This window comes from Streptacidiphilus sp. BW17, assembly GCF_041262485.1.
Lineage (GTDB): Bacteria > Actinomycetota > Actinomycetes > Streptomycetales > Streptomycetaceae > Streptacidiphilus.
In genome coordinates, this window is the sequence record NZ_JBGCCR010000008.1 from 236554 (window position 1) to 256258 (window position 19705).

Here is a 19705-nt window from a genome sequence, read left to right on the forward strand (position 1 = left end):
CAGAACTAGAGTGACCTCATGGAATATCGATCGCTGGGCAACAGTGGGCTCCTCGTCTCGGTGGTCGGACTGGGTTGCAACAACTTCGGCGTACGCCTCGACGCAGCGCAGACGCGCGAGGTGGTCGACGCGGCACTGGATGCCGGGGTGACCCTCTTCGACACCGCCGACATCTACGGTGGTGGAGGCGGCTCCGAGACGCTGCTCGGTCGGGCGTTGAAGGGGCGGCGTGACGAGGTCGTGCTGGCCACGAAGTTCGGCCATCGGAGCGGCGATCTTGGGTACGGGCCCGCCGCGGGGGCGAAGGGCGGCCGGGCCTACATCCGGCGCGCGGTCGAGGAGTCGCTGAGGCGCCTGCAGACGGACCACATCGACCTCTACCAACTGCACACGCCCGACCCGTCCACGCCGATCGCCGAGACGCTCGCCGCGCTCAGCGAGCTGGTACGCGAGGGCAAGGTCCGCTACATCGGGCACTCCAACTTCGCCGGTTGGCAGATCGCCGAGGCCGCGCACGTGGCTCGGGAGACCGGGGCAGTCCCGTTCGTCTCGGCCCAGAACGAGTGGTCGCTGCTCGCACGCGGCGCGGAGCGGGAGGTGGTACCGGCGGCGTTGCACTACGGCCTGGGTGTGCTGCCGTATTTCCCGCTCGCCAACGGCCTGCTGACCGGCAAGGTGCGCCGCGCGACGGGTGTGCCCGCAGGCTCACGCCTGGCGTCGCGGCCCGAGCGGGTGACCGAGGCCGGTCTCGACGCGGTCGAACGCCTCGCGGCCTGGGGCGAGGCCCACGGACGGAGCATCCTGGAGATCGGCGTGGGCGCGCTCGCCGCGCGGCCCGGCTGCGGCTCGGTCATCGCCGGGGCGACCAGCGCCGAGCAGGTGCGCGCCAATGCCGCTGCGGGGCAGTGGGCGCCGACGCCCGAGGAACTGGCGGAGATCGACGCGGCCCTCGATGCGGAGTCCGGCACTGCCTGAGAGCTCGGCGGGCGAGGGGTGGCGGCATCGTGGCCACGGCCGTTCGTCTCACCCAGCCCGCCGTGATCAGTTGAGGCAGACAAGTCCCAGCAGGCAGATGGTGGGCGGATTCGTGGAGCTGGTGGCGGGCGAGGATGCGCTGGAGCTCGGCGGCGTGGCGCCGGTCGTGGGCGCCGAGGTCGGCGTGGCCCCGGTGGTGGGAGTGGCCGCCGTTGTGGGCGCGGCGGCGGGGGTGGTGCGCGGAGCGGCGGAGTGGCCCGAGGCCTGCCGAGTGCTGGCTTGAGTGCGCGCCGGGGTGACGACCTGCGTCATCGGGGCCGCGGTGGGCTGCACCGGCACCGCTGAGTGGGTGTTCGAGACAGCCTGCGTGGAGGCAGGCGCCGACGGCTGCGGCGTCGTGGTGGCGACCGGCTGCGCCGGCGGGGTACTGGCGACCGCTGTAGGAGTGTTGACCTGAATTCCTGCCTGGGGCGCCATGGCCGCGTTCGCATCCGCTGGCTTGGCGGACGCACCGTCAGGCAGCGCCGCGAGCGACAGACCTCCACCGAAGACAGCGAAGACCGCCGCGGTGGCGGCCCTGCGCTTGTGCTTCTTCAACCGCGCCAGCTGCCGTCGCCGCGCTGCGCGCCCGCCCGCGGCCACCGCGACCAGCGCCGACTCATCGGGTATCGCGGTCGTGGGTTCGGCGTTCTCGACGGACGGGGAGTCGGTCAGAAAGTAGGTGCCGCAACCAGGACACGACAGGGCCCCGTTGACGTGCCGACGGCACGAGGCGCAGTAATCCACGAGCGGCATCCAGGGGTCTCGAACGGAATCTTGTACTGGCTCACGGTATGCGCTTCCGAAGAGGACAATGTGGGGGCCTGGTGAGGCTCTTGGAGAGATTGGTTTGCTGAGGCGACGCCATAGCGCCACGCCGGCTCGGGCAACGTGTCCTGTGAGTGCGCGCGCGGCCGGTCTTGCGGTGAGCACCGGCCCGGACCAAAGCGGTGCGGTGATCCGTGGAGTGCGCTCGAATATGAGCTGATCAGGCTCCAGCCCCTGGCGGACCGGGCAGACGAACGTGAACGAGACCTGGCCGCGGCCCGCACCAGTCTGCGACAGATGATTCGAGGCTGGGGACGGCGACACCAGGGTGAGTACACCCTGGTTGGCTGCGCGGACACCGGCGATCGTGGAGATCACGACGGGGTGCCAGAGACCCGGCCGCGACGGCAGTGAAGTCGTCTGCGCGGTCGCCGACCGGGTCCGCGCAGAATGCTTCCGCTGCATCCGGCTGGAGGAACTGCTCACCACAGGCGGCTCCCTGCAACACCCCGCACTACACCGACATTACGTCACGAGAGGAACGCACCATGCCGTTCGCCAACTTCAAGGTCCCGGAGAAGACCCTCGACGAGAAGCAGAAGGAGCAGATCGTCACCGAGACCACCGAGCTGTACGTCCGGATCTTCGGAGAGCGCGCCCGTGCCAGCACAATGGTCCTGGTCGAGGAGGTCGCCGTCGGGGGCTGGGGCATCGGCGGCGATGTCCTGACCCTGGCCAAGCTGGCCGCCGGACCGCAGACCTGACCCGCTTCGCACCCGGCACGCAGCCAGGGGACGCCATCCCCTGGCTGCACCCCTGCAACTGGAAGAGACTCGAAGACATGGATCTGTCGGAACTCGGGACCTTCCTGAAGTCGCGGCGGGACCGGATCACCCCGGCCGAGGCCGGGCTGCCGGCCGGCACCCGCCGCCGCGTACCGGGCCTGCGCCGCGACGAGGTCGCCCAACTGGCCAGCGCCTCGGTGGAGTACTACACCGAACTGGAGCAGGGGCGCGGCTCCCAACCCACCGTCCAGATGCTCACCGGCCTGGCCCGGGCGCTGCGCCTGGACACTGACGAACGCGACCACTTGTTCTTGCTGGCCGGGCGCCCGGTCACTGCTGCCGCACACGGCACTGCGGCGTACGTGCAGCCGGCGATGCTGACCCTGCTGGACCGGCTGGACACCACGCCGGCTCTCATCATTACCGACCTGCATGAGACGCTGGCCCAGAACCGACTGGCCACCGCACTGCTGGGCCCGCCGGTAACCGGTGCCGGCCCGCAGGCCAGCTTCGTCCACCGCTGGTTCACCGACCCCGGCTCGCGCGGTGTCTACCCGGTCGAGGACCACCCGCACCACTCGCGCGTCCTGGTGTCCGACCTGCGCGCCGGCGTGGCCCGCCGGGACCATGACCCCGTGACACGGCAGCTGGTCGGCCGACTGCGACGGTCGAGCGCCGAATTCGCGCAGCTCTGGGCCACCGGCGACGTCGCCGTCCGACGCGGCGAGCGCAAGCGAATCATCCACCCGACGCTCGGCGTCGTGGAGATCAACTGCCAGAACCTGTTCAGCGAGGACGGCCAGCAGCGGCTCCAGTTCTACACCGCCCCGCCCGGCGGCCCGGCGGTCGAGCAACTGCGGCTGCTCGGCGTCATAGGAACCCAAGACCTCACTGGCGGGCCGGACATCACCGTGCCGCAAGTCCGTTCAGCCGGTTAGCTCCAATCCCGCGTCACCAATCCCGACGACTTCTGGACGGAAGGCACCGTGGAGTCCGGACAGCGGGTGTTCATGCACTGGCGCGAGGAGCAACGGCTGCGGGACGCGGGCGAAGATCCGTGGTCCCAGCTCATCTGAAGAACGATGCCGACCAAGCAGCCGAGTAGCAAAGCCCGTTGCGTTAACGATCTGCGGTGCCAGGATTGGGCGTGTGGCCAGCGAAGAGGAATGGATCCAGACCCGTGCAGGGCTGCGGCTCGGGCAGCGGTTCCGGGGGCGCGTGACCGCGGTCCCGAACCCGGGTGCGACCGGAGTCTTCGTCGATATCGGTCTGCCGGTTGGCGGTTTCGTCGACGTGTTGTTGTTGCCGACCTTCGCTGAGCTCTGGCCGAGCGTGGGGACCGAGGCCGACTTCGAGGTCTGGTGGGCCGATCAGCGACACCAGGTGCGCCTCAAGCCAGTGGATCGCCGCTTCTTGCGGGACGACTTTGACGTCTGGCGGGCGAATTGGCGGCCCGGCTGGCCGGAGGACGTGCCGGTGGACCAGGCCTGGGTCGCCGCGACCGCGACCGCGAAGCGGGACACCGGCGTGGTCGAGCAGACCATGCGGGAGGCCGGATGGCACCCGGGACGGTCAGTCCCCGTCAAGGGTTGGCGCGAGACGCTGGAGAGAAGCGGCCTGGTCCGCATGCATGACGCGGCCGAACGGTTCTTGACCGAGTTCGGCGGCCTGGAGGTGCAGATCAGCGGGCCGGGCATCACCTGCGCGAAGACGCCGTTCCACTTCAAACCGGACTGCTGCATGGGCGAGGAGGACCGCTTCGCTGACTGGGGCGAAACGCTGGGCCGGGACCTCTTTCCGATCGGCGAGCTCGACGAGGGGAGGTTCTTCCTCGGCATCGACGAGACCAGCGAGGTCTACCTCATCGAGACTTGGGCCGCGACGTTCGGAACTGCCCAGGAGGCGTTGGAGAAGCTCGTCTTGGGTATCGCTCCGACCAGGGTTGCGAGCGCTGTCTGAGCAGGGTCGCAGTCTCCGTCAGCACCTTGAGTTCAGCGAGCGTGTCAGTTCCCGGTTGGCGGCGCGAGCCGCTTCAAGCTCGGAGGTGCGCGCTCACCCGCGGTCGACCGGTCGACCGGTCGGCATCGGCCGCTCCGGCCCCTCCCGGGCCAACTCCAGCTTCTCAGACAGCTCGGCGACCTCGGCTTCCAGTTCCTCCACCCGAAGCCGGACGGCTGCCTCGCGCACTTCCAAACCCAATGTAGTTCTCGGCCTCGAGTCGGCCGCTGCAGGCCAGTAGGGCGTCGGCGACCCAGGCGTCTGGCCCGTCAGCGATGCGGGAGACCGCAGAGGGTTGTCACGGGCAGCTGGGGGAGTGGCACCATGAGCTGGTGCTCACGGTGGGGATCGACTTGTCAGCGGACCGTTCCAAGACGGCGGTGGCGGTGGTGGATTGGCGCCACGGGGCAGCCTTCGTCGAAACCCCAAGGCTGCGGTGCACCGATGAGGAACTGGTCGACCTGATCGCGGACCTGAGCTCCGACGACCGAGTCGGGATCGACACGCCGTTCGGATGGCCCGCCGAGTTCGTACGCGCGGTGAGCGCGCATCTGGCAGGCAGTCAATGGCCGGGCCGTGGCCAGGACAGCGAGCGCTACCGCAAGGATCACCTGCGGTACCGGCTTACCGACCAGCTCACCTGGGAGCGGCTGCGCCCGCTGAGCCCGCCGCTGCCCGCGCCGTTCGACCGGATTGGTGCGATGGTCGCTCGCTGGGCTCACCTGGAGGACGCCCTGCGTGCGCGGGGCTGCCGGATCGACCGGGCTGGAACAGGGCGCGTCTGCGAGGTCTACCCGAAGGCCTCACGTCACCAGTGGCAGCTCTCCAAAGAACGCAGCATGGGCGATCTCGTGGCCGCGGCACCGTGGGTGCGGTGCGATTCGGCGGCACGAGCGGCCTACGACGCGAGTGAGCACGCCTTCGACGCTCTGGTGTGCGCCTTGACCGCCCGCGCCGTTGCTCTCAAGCTGACACTCGCTCCCACCGGCACACAGCTAGAGGCGGCACGGGCGGAAGGCTGGATCCACATGCCGAACCCGGGATCGTTTCCCCAACTCCCCGAATAGATGCGGCTCGCGCCCAGCAGGTCGATGAGGGCCCGAAGGGCACGCAGGCCGCGAACGTCGTCCCCGACTGACCCGAGTAACGCAGATGGCCCCGGCCACCCGTCAGGGTGCCCAGGGCCATCCGCATACTCCCGTCCCTCACCTCAGATGAAGTGCAGCTCGACCTCACGGACTGCGCAGAAGCGCAGGACGATGGCCAGTCGGCGGGCGTCCTCGACGTGCTGGTTGGCAAGCGCGTCTTGGCCCTCCTCCTGCCATTGGTCGGTGATCGCTTCGAGGCAGGGCGTCATCGCAGCGCATTGGGTGGGTGTGAGGTCTGAGCCGCCGTCATCCGGGTGATCGAGAAGCGGGGCGAGGGGGGTGGAGACGCTGGTCCAGGGCCGATCCCCGCCGTGGCCGTGCAGGTCCGAGAGAACGAAGCCCTCTGCCTGTGCCAGACGTTCCCGGAAGGCGGGATCACTGCGGGAGACGTGGTCGTGATGGTCGTCGCGGGCTTGGTCACTCGTGAACTGCTACGAGCCATAGGGGCCCTGACCGCGGGCCTGTCCCGGTAGCGGTTGCTGCGCGCGACGACGACTGTGGTTGCTGGAGGCACGGTTCGTCAAGGGGCTCCGGGGTCAGCGGGCAAACCCGCGTTCGATACGGGCGAGGACGGCGGAGGGGCCGTCCTCTGCTGCGATTCGGTGGGCGATGTCGGCCGCACGGCGGCGGACGGGCTCGGTCCTGGCGGCTGTGATCGCGGCTGCGAGGTTCCCGGCGGTGAGATCCTGGAACGGCAGCGGCGCAGGGGCGACCGCGAGCCGGTGCAGGCGTTCCGCCCAGAACGGCTGGTCGGCCATGACGGGGACGGGCACCGTGGGGACTCCGGCCCGCAGTCCGACTCCGGTGGTTCCCGCTCCGGCGTGGTGGACAACGACCTCCGTGCGGGGGAACAGCCAGTCATGGGGCAGGTCGCCGACGGCCATGATGTCGTCTCCCGCTGCGCTCATCCCGGCCCATCCCGTCTGCACAACCGCGCGCACACCCGCGCGCCGCACCGCCGCAGCCACCAGTTCGCTGAGGCGCTGGCCCTGCCCAGGGGCCATGCTGCCGAATCCGATGAAGACCGGGGGCGGCCCGGCCTGGAGGAAGTCGACGAGTTCGGCAGGAGGCTGCCAGCCCTGCGGTCGGGCAGGCCACCAGTAGGCCGCCACGTCGACCCCGGACGGCCAGTCCTCCGGGCGCGGCACCACCAGCGGGCTGAAGCCGTGGAGGACCGGCCCGCCGTGTCCGACCGGCACCCTGCGCGTTGCGTCGGGCAGAGCGAGGCGAGCGCGCATCCGCTCTGCCGCGCCCGCGAAGACCTTGTCCGCGCGGCGGAGCACCGCTTGTCCGGCGGCGAGGTTCCCATCCGGTCCGAGGTCGTCGTGTGCCGGGGAGCCGGGCAGCGGGAAGAGCCGGGTGGCGAAGGCGGGTGCGAGGTAGGTCCCGAGGACGGGAAGGTCGAACGCTTCCCCTGCCGCTCGGCTGAGTGCCGAAGGGCCGAAGGCGGTGAGCAGCAGGTCAGCCCCGGCGGCCACGGCTTGCACCACTCCGTCAGCGAGCCCGTCCAGAAACGTCGTCATCACCGTCCGGGCTTCCTCGGGTGTGGCCGCCCGGCCCCTGGAGCGGTTGAGTTCCTGCGGGTCTCCCGGGAGCGGGCTGCACTGGAGGCCGCACGCCTCGACGAGGGGTGCGAACGGAGGATGGGCAGCGACGGTGACCTGGTGTCCGGCATCGAGCAGGTGCCGACCCAGACCCGTGAACGGCGCGACGTCGCCTCGTGATCCGGCGGTGATGATCAGAATCCGCAAACAGCGATTCTCCCCAGAAGGCGCCCCCTCCTCCGGGTCGCTCTGCTGCCGTGCGCGCGGTGCAGAACGGGACGCGCTTCGGGCGGATGTAGTAGTGGGTCGCCACCCACCAGGCGATCAGTGTCGCGTTCTGCGCCCGGGCACGCTGGACTTCGTCGGCGCTGGGAGTCCACCGCTGTCGGGAGCGAAGGGTCCGAACGTCTGTGATCCGTTTCGGGTTGAACGGGTCCCGGATGTCCCGGACGCCCGGTATCTGCCAGTCGACACCCTCCAGCACGTCCACTCGGCCGGTGTGCAGGCTCAGCGATCCCTCGTGGAAGCCCGCCGGATCCGCCATCGCCGACTCCATGAGGGACAGTTGCGCGCCTTCGGAGATGCTCAGCTCCCGAGCGGTTCCGAGGCGGATCTTGTCCTTGAGGTCACCGATCCCGACCCGGTCAATGATCGCGGGCACCAGCTCGTCGTACGGCACAGGACTCGAGAAGAAGCCTGTGACCAGGAGCCGGCACACCAGCGCCTCCTGGTGGTAGTCGGGCTGGAGGGTGAGCCGAGACGGTCGCCAGGCGGAGTCGATCTCCTGCAGTCCGAGCTGCTCCAGCGAGAACATCGAGGCCACTTCGTCCAGGCGTCCAAGGAGCCGCTGCCTGGCACGGGACCGCCGCTGCCGCACACCCGGCAAGGCCATGACCAGGCGCAGGCGCGGGTTCGACGGGATGCCCGACCACAGGGCGGCCCTCAAGGGAACGCTCGCCATGACCAGGCCGAAGCCGAGGAACCGCGCCATGTTCCTGCCAACCGACACAGGACCCCCGATCGCCATGAGCAAAGCACCGCTTGGCCGCAGCGTAACCGGTCGTGCCGTTGTGCAGGCGCGGAACAGGCCTCCCGCGGGTGACCGGATCGGGGCGGACCAAGCCCGGGCGGTACTGCTGACTGCACCCCTGTCCACTGGATGGAATTGCGCCCGCCGCGGACGGTGCGCGCGGCACCGTGGTCGGCATGAACGTGAAACCGGAGACAGACGACCTCGCCGCCTACCTCGCGGCGGACGAGGTGATCGACCATCAGCACCGGGAGCTGCGGCGGCTGGCCGCCGAGCTGGCCACCCCGGAGGCGGCGTTCCACCACGTCCGGGACCAGGTGGCGCACTCCGCTGACGCGGGCGCGTACAGCGGGGCGTTCCGCGCGTCCGAGGTGCTGGCCGCGCGCAACGCGATCTGCCACGGCAAGTCCCACCTGCTGGCCGCGCTGCTGCGGGCGCAGGGCGTGCCGACCGGGCTGTGTTACCAGCGGCTGGAGGACGGCGAGGGCGGCTTCGCGCTGCACGCTCTCAACGCCGTGTACCTGGACGGCCGCTGGTCCCGTCTGGACGCCCGGGGCAACCGGGAGGGCGTGGGCACGCAGTACGACCTGCAACGGGAGCGGCTGGCCTGGCCGGTCCGGCCGGAGCTGGGCGAGTGCGACTACCCCGTGGTCTTCGCCGCGCCGCCGGATCTGCTGGTCCGGGCGCTCGCCCAGGCGGTGCCGGGCCGATCCGGCTACGGCTACCTGCCGGGTGAGCTTCCTGATGAGGAGCTGATCATCGGATCCTAGAGCCGGTGCCCCGCACCGCGGTCGGATTCAGCCGTAGAACACGGCCGTCTGCGTCGGCCCGAGGGCGTCGGACGCCGGGGCCGGGGGCTGGTGACGGAGGTCCCGGCCGAGGTCGAAGAGGGTGACGTCGTGGTGGGTCAGGTCGTAGCCGTGCAGGTGGCGGCCGTGGATCCGGGGGTCGGTGAGCGGCAGTGTGGTGTGGGCCAGGCCGAGCGGGCGCAGGATCCGGTCGGTGATCTCCTGGCCCGCGCTGCACCTGGTGACCCCCTCGATCACGAGTTTCGCCTACTTCACCGCCTCGCCATCAAGCGGCGCGGACCTCGCCCCTGGCCTCGCGACCCGTCGGTCTCAAGCTCACGGCCACAAGGGCCAGACCAGCAGCAGGTAGCCGCCGAACAGGGCGGACATCACGGTCCCGGATGCCAGTACCGCGCCGGCAACCCTGCGACGCGCCCGCGCCAGGGCGCTCGCCGCAGGGAAGAGCAGCGGGAAAGCGGGGAGGAGGAACCGCCCCATGCACATGAAGTAGCCGTGATCGCCGAGCGCGATCGCCATCAACCCCGCGCTGTAGACGGCAAGCAGGACGTGTTGGCGTCCGCTGACGGCGACGACGAGGAGCAGGAGCGCGGCAAGGACGACGCCGGCGACCACTACCGTTTCGAGAGGCAGGGCGCGGGCCGACCCGAAAATCGTCTGGAACTCGCGGAAAGTGCCATCTCCCCCGTCCCACACTGAGCCCCAGTGTTCTTGGACGGTGAGGTAGCCCCCGGTGAGGTCGTGCACGCGGAGGCCGACCCAGGCCACGTACCCGGACCAGCCTGCGGAGGCGATTCCCGCTCCCGCCAACGGGCGCCACCAGCGCACCGTCGGCGCAGGACGCACGCAACGGCGTGCCCGGACCACACGCGCCGACTCCACGAGCGCGGCTGCTCCGAGCGCCGCCACCACGGCCACGCCGCTGGGACGGGTCAGCCCGGCAAGGCAGCCCAGCAGCCCGGCCCGAATCCAATGATCGGCAAGAGCGCAGTACAGGGCCCATGCGCACAAGGCGGTGAACTCGGACTCCGAGTAGGCCATGTTCTCCACAACAGCTATGGGCAGCATCCCCCAGAGCATCGCGGCGATCACGCCGGCCCGATGCCCGTGGCACACGAGCGCGGTGCGGTAGACGCCCCACGCCGCAGCGAACGCCGCAACGCAGCTCAGCGAGAGTCCGGCCTCGCGAAGGGAGAGCGGCGAACTCAGGTGAACAAACCTCATCATGTACGGAAAGGCGGGAAAGAACGCCAGGTCACTGTGCATGGTGTGCAACGGACTCGTGGCCAAGCCGCCCTGGTCGTAACCGCGCTCGGCGATGAAGAGGTACCAGCCGGAGTCCCAGTTGAAGAGGCGACCGGCCAGCGTAAGTCCGCGGCGGTGCGCCTCCAGCGCCAGCACGACCAGTCCCACTGTCCGCACCCCGGCGTAGCCCAGCAAGGCCTGACCGGCACCGCGCAGGACCGGCCTCTTCGGATCCCAGGACTCCGTCTCCGCTGACGTCTGTTCGTCACCATGCCCGGCACGTGGTCCCACAAGCGGTACTGCGGACACGGAGCGCATCCTCGACCTCTTCCTACGAAACCCCGCAAGGCCATGATGAGCAAGCACCGGCCGCAGACCACGACACCGAGCCGCATGAGTAGCTCGAATGAACCACGACCGCACCCTCTGAAAAGCCTCAGGGTCTTGCGGTTCGCGATATTGGTCGGTGGAGGTGTCCAGCGTGCGCGTCGGCACGGGACATGTCGGTCGACACCGCTTGGCGGCCTGGCTAGGGTCGCAGGCGTGACGATCATGTTGAACGATGCCGCCCGCAGGCTTCTTGACGATGTGAATCCCGCGGTGCTGGCCACCGTGAACCCCGACGGCAGCCCGCAGACCTCGGTGGTCTGGGTCGCCCGGGACGGCGACGAGTTGCTGCTCTCTTCGGCAGCCGGCCGCCGCAAGGTCACCAACGTGGAGCGCGACGCGCGGGTCAGCCTGACCGTTTACGACCGGGCCGACCCGCTGCGATACCTGGAGGTACGCGGTACCGCGACGGTCGCCGAGGACCTGGGCCGGAAGCTGGCCGTCGCACTGGCCGAGCAGTACGAGGGGCCCGGCGCGGGCGAGGAGTACCTGGAACTGCCGCCGGAGGTGGTGCGGGTGGTCGTCAGGATCACCCCGCAGCGGCTGGTCGGCACCTTCGCCGACTGAATGCTCGTTTCAAGGCGGGTTGAGCCCCCGATATCGCAACTCCTGCTCGTCGGGGTCGGATTCCGCTTGTCCACAGAGCCTCCTGAGGCCCCCTGCACGGGGATTGAGTACGGGGGGCGTGCCGGTCGTCCCGGTCGTGCCGGGGGAGCGATGCTCATGGTGCCGGTGTCAGCTCCGGCGTGAAGACGCGGTCGATGTGGTGACTCAGGACCCCCCAGGCGGCGTCCACGCTGCGCTGTCCGACGAGGACGCTGGTCCCGAGCCCCGCGGACATCGCGAGCAGGCCGACCACCTCGGCGCGCAGGTCGATGTCCCGTGGCGTCTGCCCGGCCTCCCGTGCGGCAGCCAGCTGCGCGAGCAGGAGGTCCTCCATGGCGTCGGGGTCGCGCAGCAGTGGCTGGGTGGCGAGAGCCGGATCGGTCAGCGCAAGGGTGGCGTACGAGGTGTAGACGAGGTGGAAGGTGCGGCTCTCGTCGTCCGTGGGCAGGGCCTCGGCCAGGATGGCTTCGATGATGGTGCGTGGGGTCGGTGACGTGCCGTCGGCCCGAACGCGCTTGCGCACCCGCTCGCCCATCCGTTGGGCGAGGTAGCCCAGCGCGAAATGGAGCAACTGCTCCTTGGTCTTGAAGTAGTACTGGATCAAGGGGACTGAGATCCCCGCCTCATCCGCGACGTCGCGCATGGCGACCGCATGCAGGCCCCTGGTGCCGGCGCGCCGCAGGAGGGCTTCGGCGATCTGGTGGCGTCGTTTCTCGTGGTCGACCCGCTTCGGCATGATTTTACTATACGCTCATATGGTGAAAGCTGGTCGGCTCATCGCTGAACCGAACCGAACCGACGAAGGGGGAGCCGGTCATGGCCAAGAACAAGGCCGTCAAAGGGGTCAAAGGGGTAGGGCGGTTCACCAGCGAGCGGGCCAGGGAAACGTTCCTGGCCGCGTACGACGACGCCATGGGGCTGTGGCCCTGCCCCAGGCAGGAACTGCGCGTCGAGACGACCCACGCGACCACCCACGTCCACCGCTGCGGCCCGGACGACGGCGAGCCGATCGTGCTGCTGCACGGTGCCGGCGGCAGTTCGACGATGTGGTTCCCCAATGTCGCCGCCCTCAGCGCGGACCACCCCGTCTATGCGATCGACACCCCCGGTGACCCGGGACGCAGCGTCCAGCGCGGTCCCATTTTCGAACCGGAAGCAAGCGCCCTGTGGCTGGACGAAGTCCTCGACGGACTCGGGCTCGCCAAGGTCCATCTGGTCGGATCCTCTTACGGCGGCTGGCTCGCGCTGAACCAGACGCTCCGTTCGCCCAGCCGGATCGCCACCTCGACGCTGCTCGACCCGGGCGGCCTGGAGAAGGTCGGTGCCCGCTTCTACACCTGGATGGTGGTCAACCTCCTGGCGGGGCTCCTCCCGCGCCGCCTGTTCCCGCACCTGTCCACCAAGCTCTCCAATCCCGTTCTCGACCACCCCGAACTGAAGCGCTCCCTCATCCTCGGCGCCCGCACCTACCGGGCGGGCCGACCTGCCCCACTTCCCTTGACCGACGACGAACTCGGTGCGATCCGCACTCCCACGCTCCTCCTGATCGGCGACCGCAGCCCGCTGATCCATGCCGTGCCGACGCGCGACCGCGTCCGACGCCTGATGCCGAACACGGAAGTCGAACTCGTCACCGACACCCGACACGGCCCGTCGATCGAACGCCCCGAGTACGTCAACGAACGCATCCTGGGTTTCCTGAGGACAGCCCAGCGGGCCTGATCGATGCGGCTGAGCTGCCTCGCTGGCTCTGACCGAACACCCGCAGTCTGCCCGCCCCGCCCCGCCGTGCGTCGCCCGGCCGTGCGTCGCCCCACCCTGCGTCGCCCCGCCTCGCGTCGCGCGGTCCGGCCGGACGGATCGCGTGGCACGCTGGGCTCATGTGCGGTCGTTACGCGTCGTCCCGTAAGCCCGAGGACCTGGTGGAGCTGTTCCAGGTCGACCGATGGAGTCCGACCGAGGCGCTCGCACCGTCGTGGAACGTGGCTCCTACCGACGACGTCTGGGCGGTGCTGGACCGGGCCGACCGGGAGACCGGCGAGCTGGGGCGGGAGCTGCGGCCGCTGCGGTGGGGGTTGGTGCCGTCGTGGGCCAAGGATCCCTCGGTCGGTGCGAGGATGATCAACGCCCGGGTGGAGACCGTCCACGAGAAGCCCGCCTTCCGCAAGGCGTTCGCGAAGCGCCGGTGCCTGCTGCCCGCCGACGGCTTCTACGAGTGGACCGCCGTACCGGCGAGTGAGGGTCGGAAGGCGTACAAGCAGCCGTGGTTCATCGCCCCGGAGGACGGGGCGCCGATGGCGATGGCGGGCCTGTACGAGTGGTGGCGCGACAAGACCCGGGACGAGGACGACCCGCTCGCGTGGTGGGCCACCTGCACGATCATCACGACCGATGCCACCGACGCCGCCGGTCGGGTCCACCCCCGCATGCCCCTGGCCGTCGCGCCTGCCGGCTTCGAGGCCTGGCTCGACCCCGCCCACCAGGACCCCGACGAGCTCCGCGCCCTGCTGACCGAACCCGCCGCCGGACACCTCGGCGCCCGCGAGGTCTCACTGGCCGTGAACAACGTCCGCAACGACGGACCCCACCTGCTCGACCCGCCCGATCAGTCGGCGCGCGGCGAGGAGTCGACAAGTCCGTCGACTTAGAAGCGAGGCGGGTTGCGACGGTGGTGGCTCACCCGGCCGTGATCGGGCCGAGGTAGGTGCCGCCGGAGGCGTCGATGATCTGGCCGGTGACCCAGCGGCCCTGAGGACCCGCCAGGAAGCCCACCACATCTGCGATGTCCTCCGGCTCGCCGATCCGTCCCAGCGCCGTGATCGACTCAAGTCCGGCCATCGCCTCGGGGACACCGGTCCACCCGGCGGTCATGTCGGTCGACACCACCCCGGGTTCGACGGTGTTCACGGTGATCCCGCGCCCACCCAGCTCGTTGGCGAGCGACGGGCTGAGAGCAGCCAGCGCCGCTTTCGTGACGGTGTAGCCGATCTGGAGGGGATTCGCGATCCGGGTCGCCGCCGAGCCCACGTTGATGATCCGTCCGCCATCCCGCAGCGTCGGCAGCGCCCGCTGAACCACGAAGATCGGTGTGCTCAGGTTGACCGCCAGCAGCCGCTCGAACTCGATCTCCGTGAGCTGCCCGATCGTACTGACCGAGTGGATGCCCGCATTGTTGACAAGGATGTCCAGGCCGTCCGCGTCATGGTCCGCCAGCCCAGCAGCCAGCCCCTCGAACACCCGGTCCACCGCACCGCTCTCGCCGAACCGGGCCTGCACCGCGAACGCCCGCCCGCCGGCCTTGCCGATCAGCGCTACGGTCTCTGCGGCAGCCGCGTCGTTGCTGCCGTAGTGGACCGCGACCAGAGCCCCCTGGGCGGCGAGCCGCAGGGCGACCGCGCGTCCGATCCCGCGCGATCCACCCGTTACCAGTGCCGTCTTGCCGTCCAGTTCCCCCACGAGCGACTCTCCCCTCCGTGGCGCCCTGGTCGAAGCCAGGACCGATCCCGAGTGAATCCGAAGTTCCGCGCCGCCGAAGCGACGAAGGTGTTCCGGATCAGTGTGTGACGACCGATCAGAACACCCTTTTGCTGCACTGTACGTGAAGATCGAGCACGAGATCGGGCGAACGCGTCGGCTTGGTCGGCCCTCTCTGCTCAGTGACCGCGCGGCCCGTGCCGGGGCGTTGGGGATGACGGTCCGTGGCCCGCCTGCCGAACCTTCGGTGGGTCGCGTCAGCCCAGTGCGCGGTCGAGGTTGAAGGCGGCGCTGATCAGCGAGAGATGCGTGAACGCCTGGGGGAAGTTGCCGAGTTGCTCGCCGGTCGGGCCGATCTCCTCGGCGTACAGGCCGAGGTGGTTGGCGTAGGTGAGCATCTTCTCGAAGGCGAGCCGGGCCTCCTCCAGTCGGCCTGCGCGGGTCAGCGCCTCCACGTACCAGAACGAGCAGATCGAGAAGGTGCCCTCCGGGCCGTGCAGACCGTCCGGGGTGCTGGTCGGGTCGTAGCGGTAGACCAGCGAGTCGGAGACCAGGTCCGTGCTCAGGGCGTCCAGCGTGGAGAGCCACTTGGGGTCGGTGGGCGAGACGAACTTGGCCATCGGCATCATCAGCAACGAGGCGTCCAGCTCACTGCCGTCCAGCGACTGGACGAACGCCCTGCGCCCGGTCGACCAGCCGCGCTGCATGATCTGCCGGTAGATCGCGTCGCGCGACTGCCGCCAGCGGGGCAGGTCCGCCGGCAGACCGCGGCGGTTCGCCATCCGGATCGCCCGCTCCAGCGCCACCCAGCACATCAGCCGCGAGTACACGAAGTTCCTGCGGCCCGCACGGGTCTCCCAGATTCCCTCGTCGGGCTGGTCCCAGTGGTCGCAGAGCCAGTCCGCGACCGCGCCGACCTTCTCCCAGCCGTCGCTGCTGATCGGCTGCCCCCACTTGTCGTACAGGTAGATGGAGTCGATCATGGCTCCGTAGATGTCCAGCTGGAGCTGGCCGGTGGCGGCGTTTCCGACCCGGACCGGTCCGGAGCCGAGATAGCCCTCCAGGTGCGGCAGCTCGTACTCCGGCAGCTCGCTGCGTCCGTCTATCCCGTACATGATCTGCAACGGGCCGGCCGCGGAACCAACCCTCATGCGGTCGCAGAGAAATCCGATGAACGCCTCGGCCTCCGAGCTGAACCCGAGGCGCTGCAGCGCGTAGACGCAGAAGGCGGCGTCGCGGACCCACACGTACCGGTAGTCCCAGTTGCGTTCCCCGCCGAGCTGTTCGGGCAGGCTGGTGGTCGGTGCGGCGACGATTGCTCCGGTCGGCGCGTAGGTGAGGAGCTTGAGGACCAGCGCCGAGCGGTGCACCATCTCGCGCCACCGTCCCTGGTACCGCGACCGGGCCAGCCAATGGCGCCAGAACCGGACGGTCACCTCGGCCTGCTCCTGCGCCTCGGCGCGCGGACAGGACCGGGTCGGGACGTCGTCGCCGATCTGGTCGAGCGCGAACACGTGGGACTCGCCCTCGAGAAGCTTGAACCGCGACCACACGTCCACCCCGTCGCCCTCCAGGGGTGTGGTGGCGGTGAGCGCCAGCGTCAGCGACGGGGAGCGGAACACCGCGACGTGGCCGTCGAGGTGCAGGGTGTGCTTCTCGGCGCCGTAGCCGAAGCGCGGAGCGATCCGCGCCCGGAACGGAAGGGTTCCCCGGACGCAGACCACCCGCCGGATCAGGCGGTGCCGGGCCGCCTCGACCGCTCCGGCCGACTCGTCGGTCACCGGCATGAAGTCCTGGATCTCCGCCACGCCGTCGGCGGCGAAGAACCGCGTGATCAGCACGTTCGTGTCCGGGAAGTAGAACTGCCGGGTGCGCGTCGGGACGTCTGCGGCCAGCTGGAACGACCCGCCGCGCTCGGCGTCGAGGATGGAGCCGAAGACGCTGGGTGCGTCGAAGCGCGGGGAGCAGTACCAGTCGATGGTGCCGTCCGTACCCACCAGCGCGGCCGTACGGAGATCGCCGATCAGGCCGTGCTCGGCGATCGGCGTGTAGCGGCCGTCGTCCGCCTGTGCGAAACCACTCGTGTCGAACGCCATGCCGACCTCCCAGCCACGGTGGCGTGGGCCCGGAGACGAAGCCTCAGCCTTCATGGTAGGTCGCCACCCGAGGCTGTGGCCCGGCGGAGCCGTACGGACCGGACTCGGCCGGGCCACAGCCTCGTCTCCCCGGGGTCACCGGGTGAGGTGTGCGTGGTCGATGACGTCGTCGATCAGTACCACGTCGCGCCCTGCGGCGGCGAGCAGTGAGGCGCCGATGGCGGCGCGGAATCCGCTGCGGCAGTGGATCCAGTACTCCGCCTCCGGGAGGTCGGCGATCGCGTCGGGCAGCTCGGGAAGGTGCACATGGCGGGCGTCCGGGAGATGGCCCGAGTGCCACTCCCGGTCGCCGCGCACGTCCAGGACTTGGACCGGCCGGTCGGCACGCGCTGCGGCCAGCGCCGTGAAGTCGACGCGAGGGTAGAACGTCAGCCGGCGCGGGCCCGCCCAGGTGGCGGGGGAGCCGACCGCGACGGCGGCCGGGCGGTCGATCCCGATCCGTAGCAACTCCCGCCGTGCAGCGGCGAGTTGCTCCTCGTCCTCGGCCAGCAGCACCAGCGCGGTGTCGGCCGGGAGTAGCCAGCCGAGGTAGGTGGCCAGAGCGCCGCGCACGTCGAAGTTGAGCGTGCCGCGCAGATGGGTGTGGGCGAAGTCGGCGCGGGGCCGCACGTCCACCACCCACGCTCCCGACGCGATCCACTCGGCCAGCTCCGGCAGCCCGGCGCTCGGCGGCAGCGGCAGACCCGCGGTCGGCGCCGGACCGGCGGCGTTGGTCGGAGCCATGCGCGGGTAGTACGCGGGAGGGGGCTCGAGGCCGGCCAAGGCCTGGGTCACGAACTCCGGCTCCGGTTGCCGGAAGACGGCGTTGGCCGAGCGCTCCCGGCCGATGGTCGACCGGTCGACGGCGCTGGCGGGCGACGCGGCGCAGAAGCTGCCGAAGCCGTGCGTGGGCAGCACCTCGGTGTCGTCCGGGAGCATCTCGGCCAGCCGGAGCACGGACCGGTACTGGCGGTGGGCCAGCGGCTCGGCCAGCTCCGCGCCCATCAGGTCGGTGCGGCCCGTGGTCCCGTAGAGCAGCGAACCGCCCGTGCAGACCACCCGCGGCGCGCCGCCCCGAGGCGCGAAGGCGTAGGCGACATGGTGGTCGGTGTGGCCGGGTGTCGCGATCACGCGGATGTCCAGCTCGCCGAAGGCGCAGTCCTCGCCGTCGGCGACCCGGACCGCGTCGAAGCCCAGCCGTGGGCCCGCAGGCACGAGGTAGTCCGCCTCGCACTCACGGGCGAGTTCCAGGCCGCCGGTGACGTAGTCGTTGTGCAGGTGCGTCTCCAGGACCGCGCCCAGTCGCAGGCCGCGCCCGTCCAGCACGGTGGTGATGCGTTCGAGATCCCGCTCCGGGTCGACCGCCACGGCGGTGCTGCCGTCGGAGATCAGATAGCTGCGGTTGCCGAGGCTGAGCGTGGCGATCTGGACGACCTCCAACTGACCGGGCCACTGGGCGGAGAGCGGGATGTGCACCTGCTCGACCCGGCCGGGCTGCACCTCGACGGGCAGTTCCGCGCTGCCGCGCGGCGACAGCACCCGCAGCACCCACGGTCCCGGGGTGAGATGGAAGCGGAAGGCGCCGGCGGAGGAGGTGACCACCTCCCCGACGAACTCGCCGGCCGGGTCCAGCAGCCGCACCCAGGCGCCCTCCACCGGGCGGCCGTCGCTCTCCACGGTCCCGGCGATCTCGGTACCCGCGGTCGCCGCAGGCACCGCGGCTGCCTGCCGACGGCGTCCGGGGGCGACCGGCCCAGTCATCTCCAGCCCTCGTTTCCGGGCCCGTGTCCCTGGGCCCGCGCCGTTGAGCCCGCTACTTCTCGATCGGGACGCCGACCATCGAGCCCCACTCGGTCCACGAGCCGTCGTAGTTCTTGACGTCCGGGTGGTCGAGCAGTTCGTGGAAGACGAACCAGGTGTGCGCGCTGCGTTCGCCGATCCGGCAGTAGGCGATCGTCTCGCGGTCGAAGTCCACCCCGGCCTTCTGGTACAGCGCCCGCAGATCCTCGTCCGACCGGAAGGTGCCGTCGTCGTTGGCCGCCCTTGACCAAGGGACGTTGCGGGCGGTGGGGATGTGCCCGCCGCGCTGGGCCTGCTCCTGCGGCAGGTGGGCCGGGGCGAGCAGCTCGCCGGAGAACTCCTGCGGCGACCGGACGTCGATCAGGTTCTTGCGGCCGATCGCACCCTGCACCTCCTGCCGCAAGGCCCGGATGGAGCTGTCCGCCTCGCTCGCGGCGTAACCGGTCCGCGGCCGGTTCGGCACCTCGTCGCTCAGGGGGCGCGACTGGAGTTCCCAGAGCTTGCGACCGCCGTCGAGCAGGCGGACCTGCTCGTGGCCGTAGACCTTGAAGTACCAGTAGGCGTAGGCGGCGAACCAGTTGTTGTTGCCCCCGTAGAGCACCACGGTGTGCTCGGGGGTGATGCCGCGGTCCGCCATCAGTTGCTCGAAGTGCTCGCGGTCGACGAAGTCACGTCGCACGGGATCCTGGAGGTCGCCCTTCCAGTCGAGCTTCACCGCGCCGGGGATGTGGCCTTTGTCGTACGCGGTGACGTCCTCGTCCACCTCCGCGACCACGACCTGCGGATCGTCCAGGTGTCGCAGCACCCACTCGACGTCCACCAGAGACTGCGTCCTGCTCACCGTCGGCTCCCTTCCGCCGACCGGACAGCTCCGTTGGGCCTGACCAGGCCTGCGGCGCCCGCGCTGTCCTGCGGACGGTGGCCCTTCCAGCAGACCCCCGTCAACCGCTCGCGTCAAACGCCGA

General features: G+C 70.2%; 20 protein-coding genes. 9 read left to right on the forward strand and 11 right to left on the reverse strand.

Going from position 1 to position 19705, the window contains the following annotated elements:
• The first annotated feature begins 18 nt into the window (after positions 1-18).
• Positions 19-975 carry an aldo/keto reductase gene (locus tag ABH940_RS13090; protein ID WP_370062854.1) on the forward strand — a complete coding sequence of 319 codons (957 nt, stop codon included), beginning with the start codon at positions 19-21 and terminating at the stop codon, positions 973-975.
• A 66-nt stretch (positions 976-1041) separates the two neighbouring features.
• Here ABH940_RS13090 and ABH940_RS13095 read toward each other — a convergent pair whose 3' ends face one another.
• On the reverse strand, positions 1042-1770 hold the full coding sequence (locus ABH940_RS13095; RefSeq protein ID WP_370062856.1) for a hypothetical protein: 729 nt from the start codon (positions 1768-1770) through the stop codon (positions 1042-1044).
• A gap of 560 nt (positions 1771-2330) precedes the next feature.
• Here ABH940_RS13095 and ABH940_RS13100 point away from each other — a divergent pair.
• The 3 genes from ABH940_RS13100 (at position 2331) to ABH940_RS13110 (ending at position 4526) form a co-directional block, all read left to right on the forward strand.
• Positions 2331-2546 (forward strand): tautomerase family protein, encoded by a 216-nt coding sequence (locus ABH940_RS13100; protein WP_370062858.1) that lies wholly within the window; start codon positions 2331-2333, stop codon positions 2544-2546.
• 77 nt (positions 2547-2623) lie between these two features.
• A complete protein-coding gene (locus ABH940_RS13105; protein ID WP_370105318.1) occupies positions 2624-3505 on the forward strand; it encodes a helix-turn-helix transcriptional regulator in 882 nt (293 codons plus the stop codon).
• A gap of 211 nt (positions 3506-3716) precedes the next feature.
• Positions 3717-4526, forward strand: a complete 810-nt coding sequence (locus ABH940_RS13110) for an SUKH-3 domain-containing protein (protein WP_370062862.1) — start codon at positions 3717-3719, stop codon at positions 4524-4526.
• Positions 4527-4619: 93 nt separating this feature from the next.
• On the opposite strand, the gene ABH940_RS13115 is transcribed toward ABH940_RS13110, so the two are convergent.
• Positions 4620-4754: a hypothetical protein gene (locus tag ABH940_RS13115; protein ID WP_370062864.1), complete on the reverse strand. Its 135-nt coding sequence runs from the start codon at positions 4752-4754 to the stop codon at positions 4620-4622.
• A 143-nt stretch (positions 4755-4897) separates the two neighbouring features.
• On the opposite strand from ABH940_RS13115, the gene ABH940_RS13120 reads away from it, so the two are divergent.
• On the forward strand, positions 4898-5632 hold the full coding sequence (locus ABH940_RS13120; protein WP_370062866.1) for a DUF429 domain-containing protein: 735 nt from the start codon (positions 4898-4900) through the stop codon (positions 5630-5632).
• A gap of 143 nt (positions 5633-5775) precedes the next feature.
• On the opposite strand, the gene ABH940_RS13125 is transcribed toward ABH940_RS13120, so the two are convergent.
• Together ABH940_RS13125 and ABH940_RS13130 are read right to left on the reverse strand one after the other, a co-directional pair.
• Positions 5776-5922: a hypothetical protein gene (locus tag ABH940_RS13125; RefSeq protein WP_370062868.1), complete on the reverse strand. Its 147-nt coding sequence runs from the start codon at positions 5920-5922 to the stop codon at positions 5776-5778.
• A 327-nt stretch (positions 5923-6249) separates the two neighbouring features.
• Positions 6250-7464 carry a glycosyltransferase gene (locus tag ABH940_RS13130; RefSeq protein ID WP_370062870.1) on the reverse strand — a complete coding sequence of 405 codons (1215 nt, stop codon included), beginning with the start codon at positions 7462-7464 and terminating at the stop codon, positions 6250-6252.
• Positions 7465-8463: 999 nt separating this feature from the next.
• Here ABH940_RS13130 and ABH940_RS13135 point away from each other — a divergent pair.
• Positions 8464-9057 carry a transglutaminase family protein gene (locus ABH940_RS13135; protein ID WP_370062872.1) on the forward strand — a complete coding sequence of 198 codons (594 nt, stop codon included), beginning with the start codon at positions 8464-8466 and terminating at the stop codon, positions 9055-9057.
• 27 nt (positions 9058-9084) lie between these two features.
• On the opposite strand, the gene ABH940_RS13140 is transcribed toward ABH940_RS13135, so the two are convergent.
• Together ABH940_RS13140 and ABH940_RS13145 are read right to left on the reverse strand one after the other, a co-directional pair.
• Entirely contained in the window at positions 9085-9333 is a 249-nt protein-coding gene (locus ABH940_RS13140; RefSeq protein ID WP_370062874.1) for a hypothetical protein, read from the reverse strand.
• Positions 9334-9411: 78 nt separating this feature from the next.
• Positions 9412-10506, reverse strand: a complete 1095-nt coding sequence (locus tag ABH940_RS13145) for a mannosyltransferase family protein (protein WP_370105319.1) — start codon at positions 10504-10506, stop codon at positions 9412-9414.
• Between the two features lie 384 nt (positions 10507-10890).
• Here ABH940_RS13145 and ABH940_RS13150 point away from each other — a divergent pair, with 384 nt between their 5' ends.
• Positions 10891-11292, forward strand: a complete 402-nt coding sequence (locus ABH940_RS13150) for a PPOX class F420-dependent oxidoreductase (RefSeq protein ID WP_370062997.1) — start codon at positions 10891-10893, stop codon at positions 11290-11292.
• Positions 11293-11446: 154 nt separating this feature from the next.
• Here ABH940_RS13150 and ABH940_RS13155 read toward each other — a convergent pair whose 3' ends face one another.
• On the reverse strand, positions 11447-12067 hold the full coding sequence (locus ABH940_RS13155) for a TetR/AcrR family transcriptional regulator (RefSeq protein ID WP_370105320.1): 621 nt from the start codon (positions 12065-12067) through the stop codon (positions 11447-11449).
• 80 nt (positions 12068-12147) lie between these two features.
• On the opposite strand from ABH940_RS13155, the gene ABH940_RS13160 reads away from it, so the two are divergent.
• On the forward strand, positions 12148-13053 hold the full coding sequence (locus tag ABH940_RS13160; protein WP_370062880.1) for an alpha/beta fold hydrolase: 906 nt from the start codon (positions 12148-12150) through the stop codon (positions 13051-13053).
• A 158-nt stretch (positions 13054-13211) separates the two neighbouring features.
• Positions 13212-13979, forward strand: a complete 768-nt coding sequence (locus tag ABH940_RS13165; RefSeq protein WP_370105321.1) for an SOS response-associated peptidase — start codon at positions 13212-13214, stop codon at positions 13977-13979.
• Positions 13980-14007: 28 nt separating this feature from the next.
• Here the strand turns inward: ABH940_RS13165 and ABH940_RS13170 are convergent, their stop codons facing one another.
• The 4 genes from ABH940_RS13170 to ABH940_RS13185 all read right to left on the reverse strand — a co-directional run bounded on the left by ABH940_RS13170 (position 14008) and on the right by ABH940_RS13185 (position 19581).
• The gene (locus tag ABH940_RS13170) at positions 14008-14787 is read right to left on the reverse strand and encodes an SDR family oxidoreductase (RefSeq protein WP_370062884.1); all 780 of its coding nucleotides are present in this window, start codon (positions 14785-14787) and stop codon (positions 14008-14010) included.
• 275 nt (positions 14788-15062) lie between these two features.
• A complete protein-coding gene (locus ABH940_RS13175) occupies positions 15063-16901 on the reverse strand; it encodes a glycoside hydrolase family 15 protein (protein WP_370062886.1) in 1839 nt (612 codons plus the stop codon).
• A gap of 135 nt (positions 16902-17036) precedes the next feature.
• Positions 17037-18701 (reverse strand): DUF1416 domain-containing protein, encoded by a 1665-nt coding sequence (locus ABH940_RS13180; protein ID WP_370062888.1) that lies wholly within the window; start codon positions 18699-18701, stop codon positions 17037-17039.
• A gap of 52 nt (positions 18702-18753) precedes the next feature.
• Complete coding sequence (locus tag ABH940_RS13185; RefSeq protein WP_370105322.1) at positions 18754-19581, reverse strand: sulfurtransferase; 828 nt, start codon at positions 19579-19581, stop codon at positions 18754-18756.
• Positions 19582-19705 lie beyond the last annotated feature (124 nt).